General features: G+C 75.0%; 20 protein-coding genes and 1 tRNA gene. 12 read left to right on the top strand and 9 right to left on the bottom strand.

Translation table 11 applies throughout. From position 1 onward, the window contains the following. Nucleotides 1–110 precede the first annotated feature (110 nt). A tRNA-Met gene (locus ACIBPC_RS30670) sits at nucleotides 111–184 on the top strand. A gap of 457 nt (nucleotides 185–641) precedes the next feature. Here the strand turns inward: ACIBPC_RS30670 and ACIBPC_RS30665 are convergent. The 4 genes from ACIBPC_RS30665 to ACIBPC_RS30650 are packed head-to-tail and all read right to left on the bottom strand — an operon-like array spanning nucleotide 642 to nucleotide 3,821. Beyond that, the gene (locus ACIBPC_RS30665; RefSeq protein ID WP_398849175.1) at nucleotides 642–1,025 is read right to left on the bottom strand and encodes a DUF6508 domain-containing protein; all 384 of its coding nucleotides are present in this window, start codon (nucleotides 1,023–1,025) and stop codon (nucleotides 642–644) included. 59 nt (nucleotides 1,026–1,084) lie between these two features. Next, nucleotides 1,085–1,819 carry an HAD family hydrolase gene (locus ACIBPC_RS30660; RefSeq protein WP_362968536.1) on the bottom strand — a complete coding sequence of 245 codons (735 nt, stop codon included), beginning with the start codon at nucleotides 1,817–1,819 and terminating at the stop codon, nucleotides 1,085–1,087. Beyond that, nucleotides 1,816–2,970, bottom strand: a complete 1,155-nt coding sequence (locus ACIBPC_RS30655; protein ID WP_398849173.1) for a YbfB/YjiJ family MFS transporter — start codon at nucleotides 2,968–2,970, stop codon at nucleotides 1,816–1,818. The genes ACIBPC_RS30660 and ACIBPC_RS30655 overlap by 4 nt, the downstream gene beginning before the upstream one ends. Then, on the bottom strand, nucleotides 2,970–3,821 hold the full coding sequence (locus ACIBPC_RS30650) for an alpha/beta hydrolase family protein (RefSeq protein ID WP_398849171.1): 852 nt from the start codon (nucleotides 3,819–3,821) through the stop codon (nucleotides 2,970–2,972). Before ACIBPC_RS30650 ends, ACIBPC_RS30655 begins: the two co-directional genes overlap by 1 nt. A gap of 84 nt (nucleotides 3,822–3,905) precedes the next feature. Between ACIBPC_RS30650 and ACIBPC_RS30645 the strand changes: the two genes are divergently transcribed. Continuing rightward, complete coding sequence (locus tag ACIBPC_RS30645) at nucleotides 3,906–4,502, top strand: TetR/AcrR family transcriptional regulator (RefSeq protein ID WP_398849170.1); 597 nt, start codon at nucleotides 3,906–3,908, stop codon at nucleotides 4,500–4,502. 30 nt (nucleotides 4,503–4,532) lie between these two features. Here ACIBPC_RS30645 and ACIBPC_RS30640 read toward each other — a convergent pair whose 3' ends face one another. Next, nucleotides 4,533–5,126: a hypothetical protein gene (locus ACIBPC_RS30640; RefSeq protein WP_362968531.1), complete on the bottom strand. Its 594-nt coding sequence runs from the start codon at nucleotides 5,124–5,126 to the stop codon at nucleotides 4,533–4,535. Nucleotides 5,127–5,161: 35 nt separating this feature from the next. Further along, nucleotides 5,162–6,049 carry a LysR family transcriptional regulator gene (locus ACIBPC_RS30635; protein WP_398849169.1) on the bottom strand — a complete coding sequence of 296 codons (888 nt, stop codon included), beginning with the start codon at nucleotides 6,047–6,049 and terminating at the stop codon, nucleotides 5,162–5,164. 105 nt (nucleotides 6,050–6,154) lie between these two features. Between ACIBPC_RS30635 and ACIBPC_RS30630 the strand changes: the two genes are divergently transcribed. Together ACIBPC_RS30630 and ACIBPC_RS30625 are read left to right on the top strand one after the other, a co-directional pair. Continuing rightward, nucleotides 6,155–6,520, top strand: a complete 366-nt coding sequence (locus tag ACIBPC_RS30630; RefSeq protein ID WP_398849168.1) for a YybH family protein — start codon at nucleotides 6,155–6,157, stop codon at nucleotides 6,518–6,520. A gap of 35 nt (nucleotides 6,521–6,555) precedes the next feature. Further along, nucleotides 6,556–8,055, top strand: coding sequence for an MFS transporter (locus ACIBPC_RS30625; RefSeq protein ID WP_398849166.1), 1,500 nt, complete (start codon nucleotides 6,556–6,558; stop codon nucleotides 8,053–8,055). Nucleotides 8,056–8,766: 711 nt separating this feature from the next. On the opposite strand, the gene ACIBPC_RS30620 is transcribed toward ACIBPC_RS30625, so the two are convergent. The 3 genes from ACIBPC_RS30620 to ACIBPC_RS30610 form a co-directional block, all read right to left on the bottom strand. Beyond that, nucleotides 8,767–9,156: a hypothetical protein gene (locus ACIBPC_RS30620; protein ID WP_398849165.1), complete on the bottom strand. Its 390-nt coding sequence runs from the start codon at nucleotides 9,154–9,156 to the stop codon at nucleotides 8,767–8,769. Next, complete coding sequence (locus ACIBPC_RS30615; RefSeq protein ID WP_398849163.1) at nucleotides 9,153–10,274, bottom strand: PucR family transcriptional regulator; 1,122 nt, start codon at nucleotides 10,272–10,274, stop codon at nucleotides 9,153–9,155. The genes ACIBPC_RS30620 and ACIBPC_RS30615 overlap by 4 nt, the downstream gene beginning before the upstream one ends. 89 nt (nucleotides 10,275–10,363) lie before the next feature. Continuing rightward, nucleotides 10,364–10,699, bottom strand: coding sequence for a helix-turn-helix domain-containing protein (locus ACIBPC_RS30610; protein WP_362968525.1), 336 nt, complete (start codon nucleotides 10,697–10,699; stop codon nucleotides 10,364–10,366). Between the two features lie 85 nt (nucleotides 10,700–10,784). Between ACIBPC_RS30610 and ACIBPC_RS30605 the strand changes: the two genes are divergently transcribed. From ACIBPC_RS30605 to ACIBPC_RS30570, 8 genes are all read left to right on the top strand, one after another. Next, the gene (locus ACIBPC_RS30605; protein ID WP_398849161.1) at nucleotides 10,785–11,393 is read left to right on the top strand and encodes an NAD(P)-dependent oxidoreductase; all 609 of its coding nucleotides are present in this window, start codon (nucleotides 10,785–10,787) and stop codon (nucleotides 11,391–11,393) included. A gap of 308 nt (nucleotides 11,394–11,701) precedes the next feature. After that, nucleotides 11,702–12,628, top strand: a complete 927-nt coding sequence (locus ACIBPC_RS30600) for a proline dehydrogenase family protein (protein WP_398849160.1) — start codon at nucleotides 11,702–11,704, stop codon at nucleotides 12,626–12,628. A 51-nt stretch (nucleotides 12,629–12,679) separates the two neighbouring features. Next, nucleotides 12,680–14,311 (top strand): L-glutamate gamma-semialdehyde dehydrogenase, encoded by a 1,632-nt coding sequence (gene pruA / locus ACIBPC_RS30595; RefSeq protein ID WP_398849159.1) that lies wholly within the window; start codon nucleotides 12,680–12,682, stop codon nucleotides 14,309–14,311. 199 nt (nucleotides 14,312–14,510) lie between these two features. Beyond that, entirely contained in the window at nucleotides 14,511–14,675 is a 165-nt protein-coding gene (locus ACIBPC_RS30590; RefSeq protein ID WP_362968521.1) for a hypothetical protein, read from the top strand. A gap of 122 nt (nucleotides 14,676–14,797) precedes the next feature. Further along, complete coding sequence (locus tag ACIBPC_RS30585) at nucleotides 14,798–15,841, top strand: 3-isopropylmalate dehydrogenase (protein ID WP_362968519.1); 1,044 nt, start codon at nucleotides 14,798–14,800, stop codon at nucleotides 15,839–15,841. A 269-nt stretch (nucleotides 15,842–16,110) separates the two neighbouring features. Beyond that, entirely contained in the window at nucleotides 16,111–17,217 is a 1,107-nt protein-coding gene (locus ACIBPC_RS30580; RefSeq protein WP_362968518.1) for a branched-chain amino acid aminotransferase, read from the top strand. 327 nt (nucleotides 17,218–17,544) lie between these two features. Continuing rightward, nucleotides 17,545–19,161 carry a citramalate synthase gene (gene cimA / locus ACIBPC_RS30575; protein WP_398849157.1) on the top strand — a complete coding sequence of 539 codons (1,617 nt, stop codon included), beginning with the start codon at nucleotides 17,545–17,547 and terminating at the stop codon, nucleotides 19,159–19,161. A 174-nt stretch (nucleotides 19,162–19,335) separates the two neighbouring features. Continuing rightward, nucleotides 19,336–19,646: carboxyl transferase domain-containing protein (locus ACIBPC_RS30570; RefSeq protein WP_362968516.1), on the top strand; the 311-nt coding region annotated here is incomplete at its 3' end.

Below are 19,646 nucleotides of genomic sequence, written 5' to 3'. Positions count from 1 at the left end.
CAACAAGCTTGCTGTGAGGCTGAGTTGACGGCTGATCCGGCTGCCGGGGCGGGGTGCGGGGGAGCCGCGTTTGGTCTGGCCCGCGCGGTGGCGTAGAGTTCATCTCACGACGCGGGGTGGAGCAGCTCGGTAGCTCGCTGGGCTCATAACCCAGAGGTCGCAGGTTCAAATCCTGTCCCCGCTACGCGAAGGTCAAGGCCCGGCTTCCCGCCGGGCCTTGACTGTTTTCCCGCCCTCCGCCCCCGGCAGTCGCCCCGGACCCCGACGGCGTCGAACGGCTCGCGTCCTGCCCACCCGGTCAGAGCGCGACTTCGCTGCGGGAGTGCCGCCGCACTGGCGGGCGGTGGTGGACCGGCCGCGCACGCGCGGGTGATGCGCGGCCCGGGCGACGTGTTCACGCCGCGAGACGGAACGCGGCGGCGTCGCCGCCTCGCTGACCGGACTCAGCCCCCCCGCTTCCACTGCCGACACGGCACGCCGCATGCTGTCTGGCACGGCGACTCGGGTCTGCCCGGCTCGTCGCGCCCGGGCGGGATCTCCACGGTCAGCCGGATGCCGCGCGGCAGCGGCCCCGTACCGCCCCTCGCGCGCCGGAGCCGGCGGCCGGCGCGCGAACGCCGCCGCGCGCTGCCTGCCTCCGCTCAGTGGCGCGCACCAGGGGAAGCTTGCCCTGAGCTGAGCCACCATGTGCCGTCCGGCGCGGTGCGCGCGGTGCCACGCCGGGCGGAACGGCGCGTCCGGTATGCAGAACGGGGGAACCGGTACCGGGCGGCGAGCGAGGCGAGGACGGCGTGGACTTCGTCGCGTTCCACCGCTCCGGCGATCGTTCCGTCGCGCGAGCGCTCGCACCGGACGACAGCCGTTGCGAGCCGTGAGGCGTCCCCCGGCGGAAGGGGGACGCCCGCCGCCGTATCCGGTGGTGCGCGCGACGCCGCCGACAGCGGCAGGCGCCCGGGGCGGTGTCGGGCGTGCAAGTCCGCTCGTCCTGGTCCCGGTGAGCCCTCGGCACCCCGGCCCAGCGGCACGCACCGGCGTCACGCGCACGTCGTCGCCGTGCGGGCGGGGCGGCGGCAGAAGGTCGATCTCAGGGGTGGCGGGACGGTACCGGCTGCCCGAGGAGCGGTGGCAGTGCGGCCAGGGTCGCCACCTCGTACGCGGGGCGTGGTCCCTCGGGGGCGGCGCGGCCGGTGCGGTTGACCCACGCGGCGGGGATGCCCACGGCTGCGGCGCCCGCGACATCGCTGCTGAACGAGTCGCCCACGTGCAGGACTTCGCCGGGTGCGCGGCCGAGCAGCCGCAGTGCCTCGGTGAACATCTCGGGGCGCGGCTTGTAGGAACGGGCGTCCTCGCTGGTCACCACGGCGGCGAAGCGGTCGCGCAGCCCGTGGTGGGCGAGCGCGGCGTCGAGGTCGGCGCGGTCGATGTTCGAGACGAGGCAGGCGGGGATGCCGGTGGCGAGCAGGGCGCGCGCGTCCGGGTGCAGCGGCGGGCGGCGCCGGTGCGCGTACTGGCGCTCCACCAGCGCGTCGGGGTCCGCGCCGGAACCGAGCCGCGACACCGCCGCCGCGAGCGCGGCGCGGTCGATGTCGCGCTGCGTGCGGAAGGCGGGTCCGTGCGCCCGTCCGGTCCGCTCGCGGAAGCCGCGCCACCACAGCGTGGCGACGTCGGCCGCCGTGACGGCGTCCGGGTCCGGGACCGTGCGGCGCACCTCCTCGCAGATGGCGGTGATCACGTCGGTGGGCTCGTGGACGAGGGTGCCGTAGAAGTCGAGCAGCAGGGCCTCGGGCGGGGCCGGCTGCGGTGCGGGCGGTGGCGTCATGTCCTGGCGTCTTCCCTGTCGGGCGCCTGCCACCGCTGCCCGGCGGTCAGTGCGGCCGCGGCGGCGCACAGCGCGGCCGTCCACAGCAGTGTGGCGGCGGGGGCGGTGCGGTCGGCCAGCGCGCCCGCCGCCCAGGGGCCGAGGGTCTGGCCCACGGAGAAGAGCACGGTGAAGGCGCCCATGGCGGAGGGCAGGGCGGCGGGCGGCGCGACGCGGCGGATCAGGGCCGTGACGGTGGCGGGCACCACCATGAAGCTCGTCCCGTAGAGCAGCACCGAGACGGTGATCGCGGGCGCGGGCAGCCCGGGGAGGGCGAGCGCCCCGGCGGCGGTGAGCAGGGCCAGCAGCACGGTGAGCAGCCGGGACTCCGGCCACCGGCCGACCGGCACGCGCCACACCAGCGGCGCTGCCAGGACGCCCGCGCCCAGCAGCCCCCACAGCAGGGCCACCTGCCAGGCCGGGGTGTCGCGGGCGGCGAGGGCGGTGGAGAGGAAGGTGGGGTAGGAGAGGTAACCGGCGGCGAAGAGGACGTACGCGGCGGCCGCGCGCCACAGCGGGCGCAGCCGGACGCGGCCGCCTGCCCCGGGGCGGCCGGGGACGGGGGAGTGGTCGTCGGTGCGGGCGGCGGTCCAGCTGACGGCGGTGGCCAGGCCCGCTCCGAGGGCGAGGGCCGCCCAGGCCAGGGGCCAGCTGCCGGGGTGCCGGTCGAGCAGGAGGGGGAGGGTGAGCCCGCTGAGGCCGATGCCGAGACCTGTACCGGCGAAGTAGACGGTGAGGGCGGCGGCTCCCGCGCGGGCGGCGATCAGGCCGCCCGCGATGAAGACGAGCGCGCCGCCGAGACCGGCCGCCGCGCGTGCCGCGTCGAGCGCGGGCGCGCCGTCGCCACCGGCGGTGGCGGCGAGGGCGAGCGCCGTCACCACCATGCCCGCGCGGAACGTGGCGGTGGCTCCCCAGCGGCGGACGCCGGCGGCCGTCACCAGGGCGCCGACGAGGTAGCCTGCCCCGTTCGCCGTCGTGAGGACGCCGCCGCGTGCCAGGCTCCAGCCGAGGTCCTGGCGCATGTCCGGCAGCAGGAGCCCGTAGGCGAAGCGCGCGAGGCCCAGCGCCGAGGCGGTGCCGAGGGCCAGCCGCCAGGGGGAGCGGTCGGCCATCAGCCGCGCTTCAGGTGCCGGTCGAGGAAGTCGATCGTGGTGCGGGCGAGGGTGACGCGGTGGTCGGCCAGCGCGTGGTCGGTCGGGAGGACCAGGTGTTCGAGCCGGGGGACGGGCTCGGCGAGGTACGCGTCCACGAGCGGCCGGTGGTGGACGCCGGTCGGTGCGACGGTGTCGCGGCCGCCGCCGACCAGCAGCACCGGGCGGTCGGCGAGGCGGGCCGCGAGACCGGCGAGCCGCCACTCCTCGCCCGCCTCCTCCATCTCGGCGACCAGGTCCTCGCCGCTCGTGCCGCGCAGGGGGAGCAGGCTGTCCTGCCAGTCGTCGACCAGCAGGGCGCGCGCCGCCGGGTCGGCGGCGACGATCCCGGCGGCGGCGCCGAAGTCGAAGGCCGCCACGGATATGACGGCGTCCACCGCCGGGTCCGCCGCCGTGGTCCGCAGGGCCGCGAACGCGCCCATGCTGTGGCCCCACAGCGCGATCCTGCCGGGGTCGAGGCGGTGCGCGGCGGCGAGGTCCGGCTCGCGGAGCGCCGCGACGACGCGGGCGCTGTCCTCCAGCGCGTGCCGCCACGACCAGGTGCCGCCGACGCCCCACGAGCCGCGGTAGTGGAAGACGACGGCGGCGTATCCGGCGCGGCGCAGGGCGTGGGCCATGTCGAAGTTGCGCTCGTCGCCGGGGAATCCGTGCAGCAGGACGACGACGGGGTGCGGTCCGGCACCGGCGGGGAGGTGGAGGACACCGAGGAGGGTCTCGCCGCCGCTGTCGATGGACAGGGCCTTGTTGGACGCCGGGTGCGCGGTGTCGGCGGGCGGGTCGGTGGCCAGCGGGTCGGACGCGGATTCCGGCATGGGCGGCGCCTCTCGTCGGGAGATCGAACTGATCGGTTCGACGCAAGGTAGCAGCTGATCGAACCGATAGGTACCATCTCCCGCATGCCAGTTGCCAAAGGTGCCAGCCTCGACCCCGCGCGGACCCGAGCCGAGATCCTGGGCTGGGCGGCCGAACTCCTCTACGCCCACGGCCTCGACGGGATCGGCGTCGCCGAACTGTGCGCCCGCGCGGGCGTGTCGAAGGAGACGCTCTACCGCCACTTCGGCTCCAAGGACGGGCTCGTCCAGGCGGTGCTCGAAGCGCGCAGCGACCGGCTCGTCCGCGCCCTCGGCGAGGGGGTCGCGCGGGCGGGCAGCGATCCGGAACGGCAGCTCGCGGCCGTCTTCGACACGCTGCGCGGCAGGCACGACGCCCCCGCGTTCCGCGGCTGCGCGGTCGTCAACGCGGCGGTCCAGCACCGGGAAGGCCCGGCGTACGGCATCGCCGTGCGCCACCTCGGCCGCTACCGCGAGCTGCTGACCGGCATCGCCGCCCGCGCGGGAGTCGCGGAACCGGCGGTGCTCGGCGCCCAGTTCCTGCTGCTCATGGAGGGCGCCACCGTGGTCGCGGGCCACGGAGGGGACGACACGGGGCCGGGACCGGCCGAGCGGGCGAAGGCGGCGGCCCTCACCCTGCTGCGTGCCGCCCCCCGGGACTGAGGGCCGTCCTTCACCGGACCCGGGCAGGTCCTACGCGGCGGGCAGCCCCCGGGTGAGGCGCGCCAGCCGCTCGGGTATGCCGCGCACCGCCAGGCTCCGCCGCAACAGGCCGAGATCCGCCCCGTGGGCCCGGAGGTGGGCGAGCAGCGGCCGGTAGCGGTCCGGCCGGTCGCGCAGGAACTCGGTGGTCAGCCGCAGCTCCAGACGTACGCAGTCGAGGCGCAGACCGTCACGGTCCACGGTGACGTGGTGCCGCCACGGGCCGGGCCCCTGGTTCTCCCACCCGTCCTCGGCGCAGTCCTGCTCCACGGTGCTGACGCTGAACCCGATCCCGTCCACGGCGTAGCAGGCGTAGTACTGCCGCGACACCGCTATCCAGCGCGGCGGTGACACACACGGCAGGTGCCCCAGCGCTTCGGCCGCCGCGTCGATGTCCCGGCGCCTGGCGAGGAGCACGTCCACGTCGCCCACCGGCAGGTCCACGCCCTGCACGCTCGCCGCCGCCGTGCCCACGAGCCGGTACCGCAGCTCGGGGACGGCCTGCCGTATCAGGCCGAAGCCCGTGCGCAGCGCCGCCGTCAACTCCCGCCGGTCGCCCGGCGGCCGGGTCCCGTTCTCCTCCATGCCCGACAGCATGCCGGACGGGTCTGACAACGCCCTCAGGCCGCCCTCGACGGCGCGAACGCCGCCCTGGCGTGCGCGATCACCTCGCGCACGGCCGGGCTGTCCCCGTCCCGCCAGACGAAGGCCAGCAGCGCGGGCGTCCTGGCGTCCTCGACAGGACGGGCCACGAGCCGGTCGCGGTACCGCCCGGCCATCGACTCGCTGAGGATGCCCACCCCGAGGCCCCGCGCGGCGAGGTCGGCGATGGCGTCCCCGGCCCCGGCCTCCAGGGCGATCGAGGGCCGCAGCCCCCGTGCGGCGCAGTCACGGTCGAACACCGTGCGCAGCCCCGTACCCGGCGGCATGCACACGAGCGGATGCGCCACCACGTCGTCCAGCGTGACCCGTTCCGCCGCCGCCAGCGGATGCCCGGCCGGGACGGCGACGACGAGGCACTCCTCGATCACCGTGAACACGCCGAGCCCCTCCGGCGCCCCCGCCGTCCCGACGAGCGCCACGTCCACCTCGCCGCCCCGCACCGCCTCGACGAGCCGGTCCGAGTTGTCCTCCAGCAGCTGTATCTCCACGCCGGGCCACGCCCGGTGGAACGCGGCGAGCGCGTCGAACAGCGGCGTCATGGTGCAGCCGCTCACCATCCCGATCGTGAGCCTCCCCCTGAGCAGGCCGTTCACCTCGTCCACCGCCTGCCCGACCGCCCCGGCGGCGGCCAGCGCGGCGCGCGCGTGCCCCAGCGCGGCGCGGCCCGCGGCGGTCAGCGTGGCGGCGCGCGCCGACCGGTCGAACAGGTCGGCGCCCAGCGCGCGTTCGAGCTGCCGGATCTGGGCGCTGACCCCCGACTGGCTGATGTGCACGCGCTCCGCCGCCCGCGTGAAGCTCCGCTCCTCGGCCACCGCGACGAAGTACTCCAGCTGTCTCAGATCCATAAGCGTTGATTCTAGAACGCAGCAGAAGCATTTGTTGGACTTCTGCATGGCCGCTGATCAGGATGGGAGGCACGCACGCACCCGAACCGACCGGAGGAGAAAGCCATGCCGGAGTACGAGAAGGCCATGCGCCCCGAGGACATCACCCGCCTGTTCGTCGAACGGTCCAACGCCGGTGACGCCGACGGCGTCGCGGAGCTGTACGAGGAGGACGCCGTCCTCGCCTTCCCGCCCGGGAGCACGACCGTCGGCAGGGCCGCGATCCGCGAGCTGTGGGCGCGCTTCCTGGCCGACCGCCCCCACTTCGAGCCCGAGGAACCACTGCCCACCCTGCTGTCGGGCGACATCGCCCTCACCTCCACCCCGCCGAAGGACGGCAGCGGCGCCCGCGCCCAGGTCGTCAGGCGCCAGCCCGACGGCAGCTGGCTGCGCGTCCTCGACCAGCCCGAGTTCACACCCCCGGCCCGCTGAGGCGGCGCCGCCCGCGAGAGAACACAGGTACCCCGATGCGCAAGTGGCTGCCGCTGCTGACCGTCTGCCTCGGCACGTTCATGCTGCTGATCGACGTCACCATCGTGAACGTCGCCCTGCCCGACATGGTGACCGACCTCGGCGCGTCGTTCGCCGCACTCCAGTGGGTCGTCAACATCTACGCCCTCGCACTGGCCGCCCTGGTCCTCGGCGCGGGCTCGCTCGCCGACCTCGCCGGCCACCGCCGCGTCGCCGTCGCGGGCCTCACCGTCTTCGCCGCCTCGTCGCTGTGCTGCGGCCTCGCGCCCACGACGGGCGTGCTGATCGCCGCCCGCGCGGCGCAGGGCGTCGGGGCGGCCGCGATGTTCGCGACGACCTTCGCGCTGATCAACCGCTCCTACACCGGCCGCGACCGGGGGACGGCGTACGGGATCTGGGGCGCCGTGGCGGGCGCCTCGGCCGCCGTCGGCCCGCTGCTCGGCGGGCTGCTCACCGGCGGCGCGTCCTGGCGGTGGATCTTCCTCGTCAACCTGCCGGTCAGCGTCGCGGCCGTCGCCCTGTGCCTGACGCGGCTCCCGGACGACCGGCCGTCCGCGCGCGGCCGGGTCGACGTGGGCGGTACCGTCACGTTCACCGCCGCCGCGGCCTGCGCCACGTACGCGCTCGTCCGGGCGAACGAGGACGGCTGGTCCTCGTCCGCCGTGGCCTGGCCGCTGGGCGCGGCGGTGGCTCTGACGGTGGTGTTCGTCCTGGTGGAGAGGCGTACGCCGCACGCGATGTTCGACCTGGCGCTGCTGCGCGAGCGGGCGTTCACGGGCGTGCTGCTCGCGGGCTTCCTGATGACGGTCGCCGCGTTCGCCGCCTTCACCTACACGTCCGTCTGGCTCCAGACGGTGCGAGGCCTCAGCCCGCTGGAAACGGGGTTCACCGGGCTGCCGATGTCCGTCACCTCGTTCGGCGTCTCGGCCCTGCTGGGGCGCCGGCTGCACGCGGGGCGGCCCGACCGCGTCATCGGCGCGGGGCTGCTGCTGGTGGGCGCGGGCGGTCTGGTGACGGCGCTGCTCCTGCGGGGCGACGCCGGATGGCCCGCGCTGATACCCGGCTTCGCGCTCGTCGGCGTGGGCGTGGGGATGGTGACGCCCGTCCTGGGCGCGGCGGCCACCTCGCTCGTGCCCGCCGAGCGCGGCGGGATGGCGACGGGTGCGGTCAACACGGCGCGGCAGCTCGGCTTCGCCTTCGGCATCGCGGCGCTCGGCAGCGTCTTCGCCGCCCGCGCGCGGGCGGCGTTCGAGGGGCGGGGCGTGGCGGACGCCGACGCGGTGGCGCACGCCGTCGCCGGGGGACAGGCGCCGGGTCTGCCGACGGCGGTCCCGTCCGGCGCGGTGCACGCGGCGGCGGTGTCCGGCGTGCAGGCCACGTACGTGGTGACGGGCGCGGCGGGCATCCTGGCGGGCGTCCTCGTCCTGGCCCTGATGCGCCCCCGCCGCAGCCCCGCCATGGACCCCGCACCGGCGCCGGAGCCCGCCACAAGATGACCGGCGGACGGGCCCGGACGTCAGCCAGACCGGCTCGCTCCCGCCGTCCCCGCGCCCCGGGCACCGACGTGCCGCGGCCGTGACAGACCGGACCGTCGCGTGGCGCTTGCCATGAGACGACGGAACACCGGGCCGTTCCCCGCGCGCCGACCGCTCGGAGCCGAACGGACGGGCCGGGGCCGGGCGTGGGCGTGAAACGTGCGTCAGGCCCGGAGGGCGGCGTCCCGAGCGACATCGCCCAGCGGCCGTGTTGGACGGAACCGTTGTGCACCGCGCGACGCAAGGCGACGAACTCACCCCGCGCGTCATCCGGTTCGGTGGCGAGCGGGCGCGTCGGGCCTGCCGAGTCGGGCCGACGGCCCGGCGCCGTGACCGCCGGGCGAGGGACCGCGCCGTGTGGCGGCGCGCCGCGGCCGTGATGGACGGAACCGTCGCGTAATGCCGTGCCTTCTCCACGCGCCGGTCCGCTGGGTGACGAAGGCCGTGACCATGGGCTGTTCGCGTATGGCGCGCGTGACAGCGCCGACGACCGCCGCCGGGACATCGCGGGACGGGCAACCTGGCCCGGTCACGACGGACGGAGCGTTCGCCCCGCGCTCCCCGGGCGCGTGCGAGCGCAAGGTGTCGGATCGCAGCGCGTGCCCGGACGCGGCGACCGGCGGAATTCTTCCGTGTGGTGCCGTGGGCAGGAACGGTCGCTCAGCGCGGGTGTCAGCCGTCGAGCCAGGCCCGGAGGTCCGCGCCCAGGACGACGTCGTGCCGCAGCCCGGCCAGTCCCGCGCCGTCCGCCGCCACACCCCGCCCGCGCAGGATGGCGGCCAGCGCGTTCCAGTGGTCCGCCGCCATCCGCTCCGACGTCAGCTCGCCGTACGGCTCGTCGGGCCCCAGCACCGTCCGCGCGTCCTGCTCGATCTCCTCGGGCGACAACCGACCGCGCAGCCCAGGACCGCCCGACACGCCCCAGCCGCGGTCGTCGAGCAGCACCACCGAGCCGCCGTCCGCCAGTTCGGCCTCCAGCCGCGCCGACACCGAAAGCTGCCGGTCGTCCGTGGCCGCCCCGTCCAGCTCCACGTACGTGACCAGCCGCGCCACCGCGTTCACAGGCCCGCTCCTTCCCCGCCGGGCAGGCGGGCCGTCTTGAGGGACATGTGCAGCAGCAGCCGGTCCTCGCCGTCCGCCAGGTCGAGTCCGGTCAGCCGCTCGATGCGGGAGATGCGGTAGTAGAGCGTCTGCCGGTGGATGCCGAGGGCGGCGGCGGTACGCGCTGCCTGGCCCGCGTGGTCGAGGAACGTCTCGGCGGTCCTGGCCAGTTCGCGGTGCGTGGGGCCGAGCAGCGCCGCCACGGCCGGGTCGGGCGCCGCGTCGGGCAGCGCGGTGAGCAGCCGGTACGGGCCGAGCGCCGCCCAGTCCGCGACACCGCCGAACCGTTCCTCCGCCGCTGCCGCCCGCGCGGCGGCCAGCGACTCCCGCCACGCCCCCGCCAGGTCCGTGACACCGCGCCGTGCCCCGCCCACCCCCGCCGCGCCGCCGTACTGGCCCCGCAGCCCCACCGCGACCGCCCGCGCCCCACCGGGCCTGACCAGCACGGCCAGCGCCCCGTGCGCCCGGCCCCGCGCCATCGGCGACACGGCGAGCGCGCCCGGCAGCCCCGCCGGGGTGTCCCGTTCCCCGGGCCACGGCGCCAGCGCGACCAGGGTCAGCGGCCCCTCCGCGCCCGGCCCGAGCGCGGCGGCCAGCTCGCGGCCGCGGCCGGCGGGGGAGAGCGCCGCCCGCAGCAGCTCACCGAGGCGCGCCCCGGCGCGCGCCTCCGCCGCGAGGCGCGTGCCGATGCGGTCCGCGACGTCCGCCGCGCCGACGAGCCGGGGGTCGTCCAGCGCGGTCGCGCCGTCGTCGAGCAGCCAGATGTACCCGTACACGACGCCGCCGTGCCGCACCGGCAGGCACAGCCGCCCGGTCCGCACGCCCGCCCCCGGGTCGGGCGGGATGCGCACAGGGCCCTCGGCGCGCGTGATGCCGAAGCCCTCGAAGTACGCCCGTACGGCCGCCGTCGAGCGGCGGCTGAGGATCGACCGCGTCCGCACCGGGTCCATCACGCGGTCGTCGGCGCTGTCGTGCGCGCCGTACGCGATCAGCCCGAAGTCGCGGCCCTCCAGCGTCGCGGGCGTGCCGAGCAGCGCGCACGCCTCGTCGATGAGTTCCTGGTACTCCGTGCCGGTCACTCGTCCGCCACCTCCCCTGTCCCGTCCGTCCTAGCGCGCGGCGTCCGTCCCGTACAGGGGGCACGGCCGCCGCGGTCCCGCGCGCGCCGTCAGGCGGGGGCGTCGCCCGAGCGTTCGAGGTCGAGCGCGACGGCCCGCACCGCGTCCACGATCGGCAGCAGCCTGCGGCCGAACGGCGTGAGGGCGTAGACCGCCGACTGCCTGCCGCGTGTCTCGACGGTCCTGCTGACGACGCCCGCGTCCTCCAGCTTGCGCAGCCGGTTGGTCAGTGTGACCGCGTTGAGCTTCGGGACGGCGCGCTGGAGTTCGTTGAAGCGCAGCTCCGACCCCTGGAGCGCCATGAGGACGGCCAGCGTCCACAGGTCGCCGACGAGCGCCAGGATCTCCATGCACCGCGCCGTCCGCGGGTCCTCCGCATCGAACATGCCGCCCCTCCGCGCCCCTCTGCTACATTATCTTTACTGGTTAAAAATCTTTAGTGCTTCGTCCGTGAGGAGAGTGCGCACCACCATGAGGATCACAGTTTTCGGCGCGACGGGGCGAACCGGGCGCCTCCTCGTCGCGGCCGCCCTGGAGGAGGGCCACCACGTCACCGCCTACGCCCGCACGCCAGGCAAGCTCGGCATCGCCCACCCGGACCTGTCGGTCGTCGAGGGCCGCCTCGACGACGAGGAGGCCCTCACCCGCGCCGTGCGCGGCGCCGACGCCGTGATCGAGGGCGTCGGCTCCGAGAGCGAGGGGACCCGCCGGATCGTCCGCGCCATGGCGGCCACGGGCACGCGCCGCCTGGTCGCCATCTCCACGTGCAGCGTCCCCGACCCCGCCGACCTGCCCGACCTCCGCGTCAGGGCCCTGGCCCGCTTCGTGCGGACGGTCGCGCCCCGGCCCTGGTCCGAGGTGCGCGCGGCGGCCGGGGTGGTACGCGCCTCCGGCCTCGACTGGACACTTGTACGCGTGGCCAGGCTCGCCGACGGCCCGCCCACCGGGCAGGTGCGGGCGGGCCACTACGGGCACGGGGCCGTCGGCATGTCCATCCGCCGCGCCGACCTCGCCGCCTTCCTGCTCGGGCAGGTCACGGACAGGACGTACGTGGGCGCCGCCCCGGCCGTCAGCGGCTGACCCGCGCGCCGCCCGCCGTTCGCGTCGGCCGCCGTTCGCGTCGCCCGCCGTTCGCGTCGCCCGCCGTTCGCGAACACGGGCTAAGGCGGCCGGGAAATCCCGCCGCCCGCGCCCCGCCCGCACCCCGCCCGCGCGCCGTGGCGAAGCCGCAGGTCAGGGCCGGGGCGGCCCGGGGGCGCGGCGCGCGTCATACATCTGTCGGACTTCCGGGGGCAGGCGGCAGGACAGATGTCGATGGCCGGGAGCCCGGCGGCTTCCTACCGTCGTGGCACATCCCCCGTCCACCGCCCCGCCCTCCGGAGGTGCCCATGCTGGGACCGGTTCTGCTCGCGGCGTCACGCAGCCGGAACGTCCGGCGGCTCGTCTCCTCCGCGCCCGTCACCCGCCCCGTGGTGGACCGCTTCGTCCCCGGCGAGCGGCTGGACGAGGCCGTCGCCACGGCGGACGCGCTGACCGCGCGCGGCCTCGCCGTCACGTTCGACCACCTCGGCGAGGACGTCACCGACCCCGCCGAGGCCCTGCGCGCCCGCGACGCGTACCTCGCGCTGGCCGCCCGGCTGAAGGAGGCGGGCCACGGCCCCGCCGTCGAGATGTCCGTGAAGCTGTCCGCGTTCGGCCAGGGCCTCCCGGGCGGCCACGACCTGGCGTACGGGCACGCCCTCGCTGTCGCCGAGGCGGCCGAGGACGCCGGGACGACCGTCACCCTCGACGCCGAGGACCACACCACCACCGACTCCACGCTCGCCGTCCTCGCCGCGCTGCGCGAACGGTTCCCCCGCACCGGCGCCGTCGTCCAGTCCTACCTGCACCGCACCGAGGACGACTGCCGCGCCCTCGCCGCCACCGGCGCCCGCGTCCGTCTCGTCAAGGGCGCCTACCGCGAGCCCCCGTCGGTGGCCCACCAACGGCGGCACGACGTGGACCTCTCCTACGTCCGCTGCCTCCGCGTCCTGATGGAGGGCGGCGCGTACGCCATGGCCGGCACGCACGACCCGCGCCTCGTCGCCGTCGCCGCGGCCGTCGCCAAGCGCGCCGGGCTCCCGCAGGACGGGTACGAGTTCCAGATGCTGTACGGGATACGCCCCGACGAGCAGGCCCGCCTCGCCGCCGAGGGCCACCGGGTGCGCGTCTACGTCCCCTACGGCACCGACTGGTACGGCTACTTCATGCGCCGCCTGGCCGAACGCCCCGCCAACCTCGGCTTCTTCCTGCGCTCCCTCGCCTCCCGGGGCTGACGCCCCGCCCGCCGCACCCGACACGACCACCCGAAAGAGAGTTGCGTGGCCATGGACGCCGTGACCCAGGTCCCCGCCCCGGTGAACGAGCCGGTGCACACGTACGCCCCCGGCTCGCCGGAGCGCGCCCGTCTCGAAGCGAAGCTCAAGGAGCTGGCGGACAGCCCCGTCGACCTCCCGATGACGATCGGCGGCGAGCGCCGCATGGGCGGCGGCGCGCGCGTGGACGTCGTCCAGCCCCACCGGCACGCCGCGCGCCTCGGCACCTACGCCGAGGCCACCGCGCGGGACGCGCGGGACGCGATCGACGCCGCGCTGGCCGCGGCCCCCGCCTGGCGCGCCCTGCCGTTCGACGAGCGCGCCGCCGTCTTCCTGCGGGCGGCCGAGCTGCTGTCCGGGCCCTGGCGGGAGACGATCGCCGCGTCCACGATGCTCGGCCAGTCGAAGACGGCGCAGCAGGCGGAGATCGACGCGCCCTGCGAGCTGATCGACTTCTGGCGCTTCAACGTGCACTTCGCCCGCGAGCTGCTGGCCGAACAGCCGCCGGTGCAGCCCAAGGGCGTGTGGAACCGCATGGACTTCCGGCCCCTGGAGGGCTTCGTCTACGCGATCACGCCGTTCAACTTCACCGCCATCGCGGGCAACCTGCCGACCGCCCCCGCCCTGATGGGCAACGTCGTGGTCTGGAAGCCGTCGCCCACGCAGACGCACTCCGCCGTCCTCCTGATGCGGCTGCTGGAGGAGGCGGGCCTGCCGCCCGGCGTGGTCAACCTGGTGACGGGCGACGGGCGCGCCGTCTCCGAGGCGGCGCTGCCGCACCCCGAGCTGGCGGGCATCCACTTCACGGGCTCGACGGCGACGTTCCGGCGGCTGTGGCAGGGCGTCGGCGAGCACATCGAGCGCTACCGGAACTACCCGCGGATCGTCGGCGAGACGGGCGGCAAGGACTTTATCCTCGCCCACCCCACCGCCGACCCGGCCGCGCTGACGACGGCGATCGTCCGCGGCGCGTTCGAGTACCAGGGCCAGAAGTGCTCCGCGGCCTCCCGCGCGTACGTCCCCCGCTCGCTGTGGGACGGCGGGCTGCGGGACGCGCTGGCCGCCGAGACCGACGGCCTCTCCATGGGCGACCCCGCCGACCTGTCGCACTTTCTCGGGGCCCTCATCGACGAGCGCGCCTTCGCCAAGGTCTCCGCCGCCGTCGAGCGCGCGAAGGGCGACCCGGCCTGCGAGATCGTGGCGGGCGGCGAATGCGACGACTCGGTGGGCTGGTTCGTCAGGCCGACGGTGATCGCCTGCTCCGACCCGGAGAACGAGGTCTTCCGCACCGAATACTTCGGGCCGATCATCGCCGTGCACGTGTACGAGGACGACACCTTCGACGCCGTTCTCGACCAGATGGAGTCCGTGTCGGGCTACGCGCTGACCGGCTCCGTCTTCGCACGCGACCGGTCCGTGGTCGCGGACGCGTCGGAGCGGCTGCGGTTCGCGGCGGGCAACTTCTACGTCAACGACCGGCCGACCGGCTCGGTCGTCGGGCAGCAGCCCTTCGGCGGCGCGCGCCTGTCCGGCACCAACGACAAGGCGGGCTCGAAGTTCAACCTGCTGCGCTGGGCCTCGCCGCGCGCGATCAAGGAGACGCTGGTCCCGCCGACCGACCACCGCTACCCGCACATGGGCTGATCCCGCCTGCGGCGCGACGGCCCGGGGGCCCGGCCGGTGGCCGGAAATCCCTCCGGGCCGTCTCAGATAGTAGGACGCTCACGTATTTGGCGAGACATGACGTCGCATCACCGCTATTTTTGTGGAGGTTGCACTCAGGGCACTGTCGCCCCAGCCGCCCCAGCCCTCACAAGGACCCCCATCCGGGAGCTGATCCGTCATGCTGCACGCCACCCGAAGCAGGCGAGCCTCCGACACGGGCACCGCACTCGGCCGCGCCCGCGCCGACGCCCGCGCCGCCCGCGAGGCCAGCCGGCGCCAGGCCGCCGACGCACTCCAGCGCGCCCTCGACCGCCGGGACAACGGCGGCGTCACCGACCTCTGACCGGGCGCCCCACCGCGTACGGCGGCCCGCCCGCCGTACGCGGGACCCCTTGCGCGCTCGCACCCATGTCCGGATCGTGGACCGGCTGTGTCGACCGGTGGGACGGGGCGTAGGGTCGCCCCATGGCTCGCAGTATCGATCTCGCGGTGATCCCCGGTGACGGCATCGGCCCCGAGGTGGTGGCCGAGGGACTGAAGGTCCTCGCCGCCGTCCTCCCCCCGGACGCCAAGCTGGAGACCACCACGTACGACCTCGGCGCCCGCCGCTGGCACGCCACCGGTGAGACGCTCCCCGACGAGGAGCTGGAGCGCCTGAAGGCGCACGACGCGATCCTCCTCGGCGCCGTCGGCGACCCGTCGGTCCCCTCCGGCGTGCTGGAGCGCGGCCTGCTGCTGAAGCTGCGCTTCGCCTTCGACCACTACGTGAACCTGCGCCCCGGCAAGCTGTTCCCCAACGTCGCGTCGCCCCTCGCGGGCCGCCCGGACATCGACTTCGTCGTCGTCCGCGAGGGGACCGAGGGCCCGTACGTCGGCAACGGCGGCTCGATGCGCACCGGCACCCCCGCCGAGGTCGCCACCGAGGTGAGCATCAACACCGCGTACGGCGTCGAGCGCGTCGTCCGGGACGCCTTCGAACGCGCCGCCGCCCGCCCGGCCCGCAAGCTGACGCTGGTCCACAAGAACAACGTGCTGGTGCACGCCGGCCACCTCTGGCAGCGCACCGTCGAGCGCGTCGGCCGCGAGTACCCGCAGGTCGCCACCGACTACCTGCACGTGGACGCCGCGACCATCTTCATGGTCACGCAGCCCGAGCGCTTCGACGTCATCGTCACCGACAACCTCTTCGGCGACATCCTCACCGACCTGGCCGCCGCCGTCACCGGCGGCATCGGCCTCGCCGCCTCGGGCAACATCAACCCGTCCGGCAGCTTCCCGTCGATGTTCGAGCCGGTCCACGGCTCCGCGCCCGACATCGCCGGCACCGGCAAGGCCGACCCCACCGCCACCGTCCTGTCCGTCGCCCTCCTCCTGCGCCACCTCGGCCACGAGGCGGAGGCCACCCGCGTCGAGGACGCCGTCACGGCCGACCTCGCCGCGCGCGACGGCGCCACCCCGCGCTCCACGCAGGCCATCGGCGACGCGCTGACGGAGCGGGTATCCGGCTGACCCTCCCCGGGTCGCACGTCCCGGCCGCCGCGTCCGCGCACGCGGCACGGCCGGGACGGACACCCGGCGGCTGGGCATCCCCGCCGCCGGGTGCGACCATGTGCAGGGCCGTCCCCACCGGGACACCGCAACGCGCCCGCACCACCCCTGACCCCGCGCCCACGACCGGGCCCGGGGCCGTTCTCCCTCCGGAAGCTCGGACGTCCTACTACCGAAGCGGGCGACGGGCACACGGTCCGCCCACCCCACGACGCAGAAGGACACCAGTCATGACGACCCCGGGCCTCACCTTCGACCTCAAGCCCTCCGCGCAGCCGCTCACCCCGGCCGAACGCGAGGCCGCCCTCGCCGACCCCGGATTCGGCCGCTACTTCACCGACCACATGGTCACCATCCGCTGGACCGAGGGCCGCGGCTGGCACGACGCGCAGCTCGAACCGTACGCGCCCCTCCAGATGGACCCGGCGACCATGGCGCTCCACTACGGCCAGGAGATCTTCGAGGGCCTCAAGGCGTACCGCCAGCCCGACGGCTCCGTGGCGACCTTCAGGCCCGAGACCAACGCCGAGCGCTTCCAGCGCTCCGCCAAGCGCCTCGGCATGCCCGAGCTGCCGACCGAGCTGTTCGTCGAGGCCATCGACGTGCTCGTGGCGCAGGACCGCGACTGGGTCCCCGCCGGGGGCGAGCAGTCGCTCTACCTGCGGCCGTTCATGATCGCCACCGAGGTCGGGCTCGGCATCAACCGCCCGGCCAACGAGTACCTCTTCATGGTCATCGCCTCCCCGGCCGGGGCGTACTTCCCGCGCGGCGTCAAGCCGGTCTCCGTCTGGCTCTCCCAGGAGTACGTCCGCGCCGCACCCGGCGGCACCGGCGAGGCCAAGTGCGCGGGCAACTACGCCGCGTCCTTCCTCGCCCAGGCCGAGGCCGTCCGCCAGGGCTGCGACCAGGTCGTGTGGCTCGACGCCGTCGAGCGCCGCTGGATCGAGGAGATGGGCGGCATGAACCTCTACTTCGTCCAGGGCACGGGCGAGGACGCCAGGATCGTCACCCCGGCGCTGACGGGCACCCTGCTGCCCGGCGTCACCCGCGACTCCCTCCTGCGGATCGCCGCCGACCTCGGCTACGCGACGGGCGAGACGCGCATCTCCACCGACGACTGGCGCGCGGGCTGCGCCGACGGCACGATCAGCGAGGTCTTCGCCTGCGGCACCGCCGCCGTGATCACCCCGGTCGGGTCCGTGAAGTCCGCCGAGGGCGACTGGACCGTGGCCGACGGCGAGTCCGGCGAGATCACCATGCGGCTGCGCCAGACGCTGGTCGGCATCCAGACGGGCCGGATCGAGGACCGCCACGGCTGGCTGCACCACATCGGCTGACCCCGGGGACGTCCGGGCGCCGGGTCCGGATGGTGAGACGGCGGGTGGCACAGGGTCTGCCCTGTGCCACACTGGCCCCGTGCTTCGGTTCGCCATGATTATCGGTGACCAGCGCGCCGGTCCGCAGTGACCCTGCTGACGCCTCGCCCCCGAGCGGCAGCGGCCACCGTGTCCTGACCCGCGCGCAGACCTCTCGCATCCGCGAGGGGTCTTTTCGTTTTGAGAAGTCGCACGCGGGACCGGTGACCGGCCTCCCCGTCCCCAGCCCCTCCCACCTCCTCAGAACCGCACTCCCGGAGCCCTCTCCAGGACAGGAGCCCTGACCACATGACCACCGACGCGACGGACCGCACCGTCCCCGGCGACGCGTTCCACGTCTTCGACACCACGCTGCGCGACGGCGCCCAGCGCGAGGGCATCAACCTCACGGTCGCCGACAAGCTGACCATCGCCCGTCACCTGGACACCTTCGGCGTCGGCTTCATCGAGGGCGGCTGGCCGGGCGCCAACCCGCGGGACACCGAGTTCTTCGCCCGCGCCCGCACCGAGCTCGACCTGCGGCACGCGCGGCTCGTCGCGTTCGGCTCCACCCGCAAGGCCGGGGCCGACGTCGCGGCCGACCCCCAGGTCCAGGCGTTGCTGGACGCGGAGGCGCCGGTCGTCTGCCTCGTCGCCAAGTCGCACGACCGGCACGTCGAGCTGGCCCTGCGCACCACGCTGGACGAGAACCTCGCGATGGTCCGCGACACGGTGGCGCACCTGCGCGCCCACGGCCGCCGCGTCTTCGTGGACTGCGAGCACTTCTTCGACGGCTACGCGGCCAACCCCGCCTACGCCCTTGACGTCGTCCGCACCGCCGCGGCCGCGGGCGCCGACGTCGTCGTCCTGTGCGACACCAACGGCGGCATGCTCCCCGCCCAGGTGCAGGCCGTCGTCCGCACCGTCGTCGCCGACACCGGCGCCCGCATCGGCATCCACGCCCAGGACGACAGCGGCTGCGCCGTCGCCAACACCCTGGCCGCCGTGGACGCGGGCGCCACCCACGTCCAGTGCACGGCGAACGGGTACGGCGAGCGCGTCGGCAACGCCAACCTCTTCCCGGTCGTCGCCGCCCTGGAGCTGAAGTACGGCAAGCGCGTCCTCCCCGACGGCGCCCTGACCGAGATGACCCGCACCTCCCACGCCATCGCCGAGGTGGTCAACCTCACGCCGTCCACGCACCAGCCGTACGTCGGCGTCTCCGCCTTCGCGCACAAGGCCGGGCTGCACGCGTCCGCCATCAAGGTCGACCCCGACCTCTACCAGCACATCGACCCCGACCTGGTCGGCAACTCGATGCGCATGCTCGTCTCCGACATGGCGGGCCGTGCCTCCATCGAGCTGAAGGGCCGCGAGCTGGGCTACGATCTGGCGGGCGACCGCGACCTGGTCGGCCGGATCGTGGCGCGCGTGAAGGAGCAGGAGCTGAAGGGCTTCACGTACGAGGCGGCCGACGCGTCGTTCGAACTGCTGCTGCGCGGCGAGGCGGCCGGCACCGACGAGCGGTTCTTCCGCCTGGAGTCCTGGCGCACGATCACGGACCAGCGCGCGGACGGCGGGGTGGACAACGAGGCGACGGTCAGGCTCTGGGCGAAGGGCGAGCGCGTCATCGCCACCGGCGAGGGCAACGGCCCCGTGCACGCCCTCGACCGCGCGCTGCGCACCGGCCTGGAGCAGACCTTCCCCGAGCTGGCCCGTATCCAGCTGGTGGACTACAAGGTCCGCATCCTGGAGGGCAAGCAGGGCACCCAGTCCACGACCCGCGTGCTCATCACGACCAGCGACGGCACGGGCGAGTGGTCCACCGTGGGCGTGGCGGACAACGTCATCGCCGCCTCCTGGCAGGCGCTGGACGACGCCTACACCTACGGCCTGCTCCGCGCCGGACTCCACCCGGAGGAGTGACGGGAACCGGAGGCGCTGTGGGCTTCCCACAGTGCCTCCGCCGTTGGCTGTGTGACTTCACTGCACGACGGCCCCGCACCGGCCGACTTCTGTCCAGCGCGGCCATGAATCGGCGGCGGAGACTGTACGGATCTGACGAGGGCAGGCCGGGCCCAGGTTTCGTAGGGTCTGTACATGACCGATGTTTCCGAGGCTGAGCGGTCCGACCGCGCCGAGACGGCCCCCCTCGACGCCCAGGGGCGCGTGGCCGAGCTGCGGGCGATCCGCGCCGAGGCGCTGCGCGGTCCGTCCGAGAAGGCGACCGAGGCGCAGCACGCGAAGGGCAAGCTGACCGCCAGGGAGCGGATCGACCTGCTGCTGGACGAGGGCTCGTTCCAGGAGGTCGGCGGACTGCGGCGGCACCGGGCGACGGGGTTCGGTCTGGAGGCGAGGCGTCCGTACACGGACGGTGTCGTCACGGGCTGGGGGACCGTGGACGGGCGGAC

Origin of the sequence: Streptomyces sp. NPDC049879 (assembly GCF_044461265.1) — a bacterium.
Taxonomy (GTDB): Bacteria; Actinomycetota; Actinomycetes; order Streptomycetales; family Streptomycetaceae; genus Streptomyces.
The sequence above is the reverse complement of the archived record's forward strand: the minus strand, read 5'-3'. Positions and strand labels throughout refer to the sequence as shown.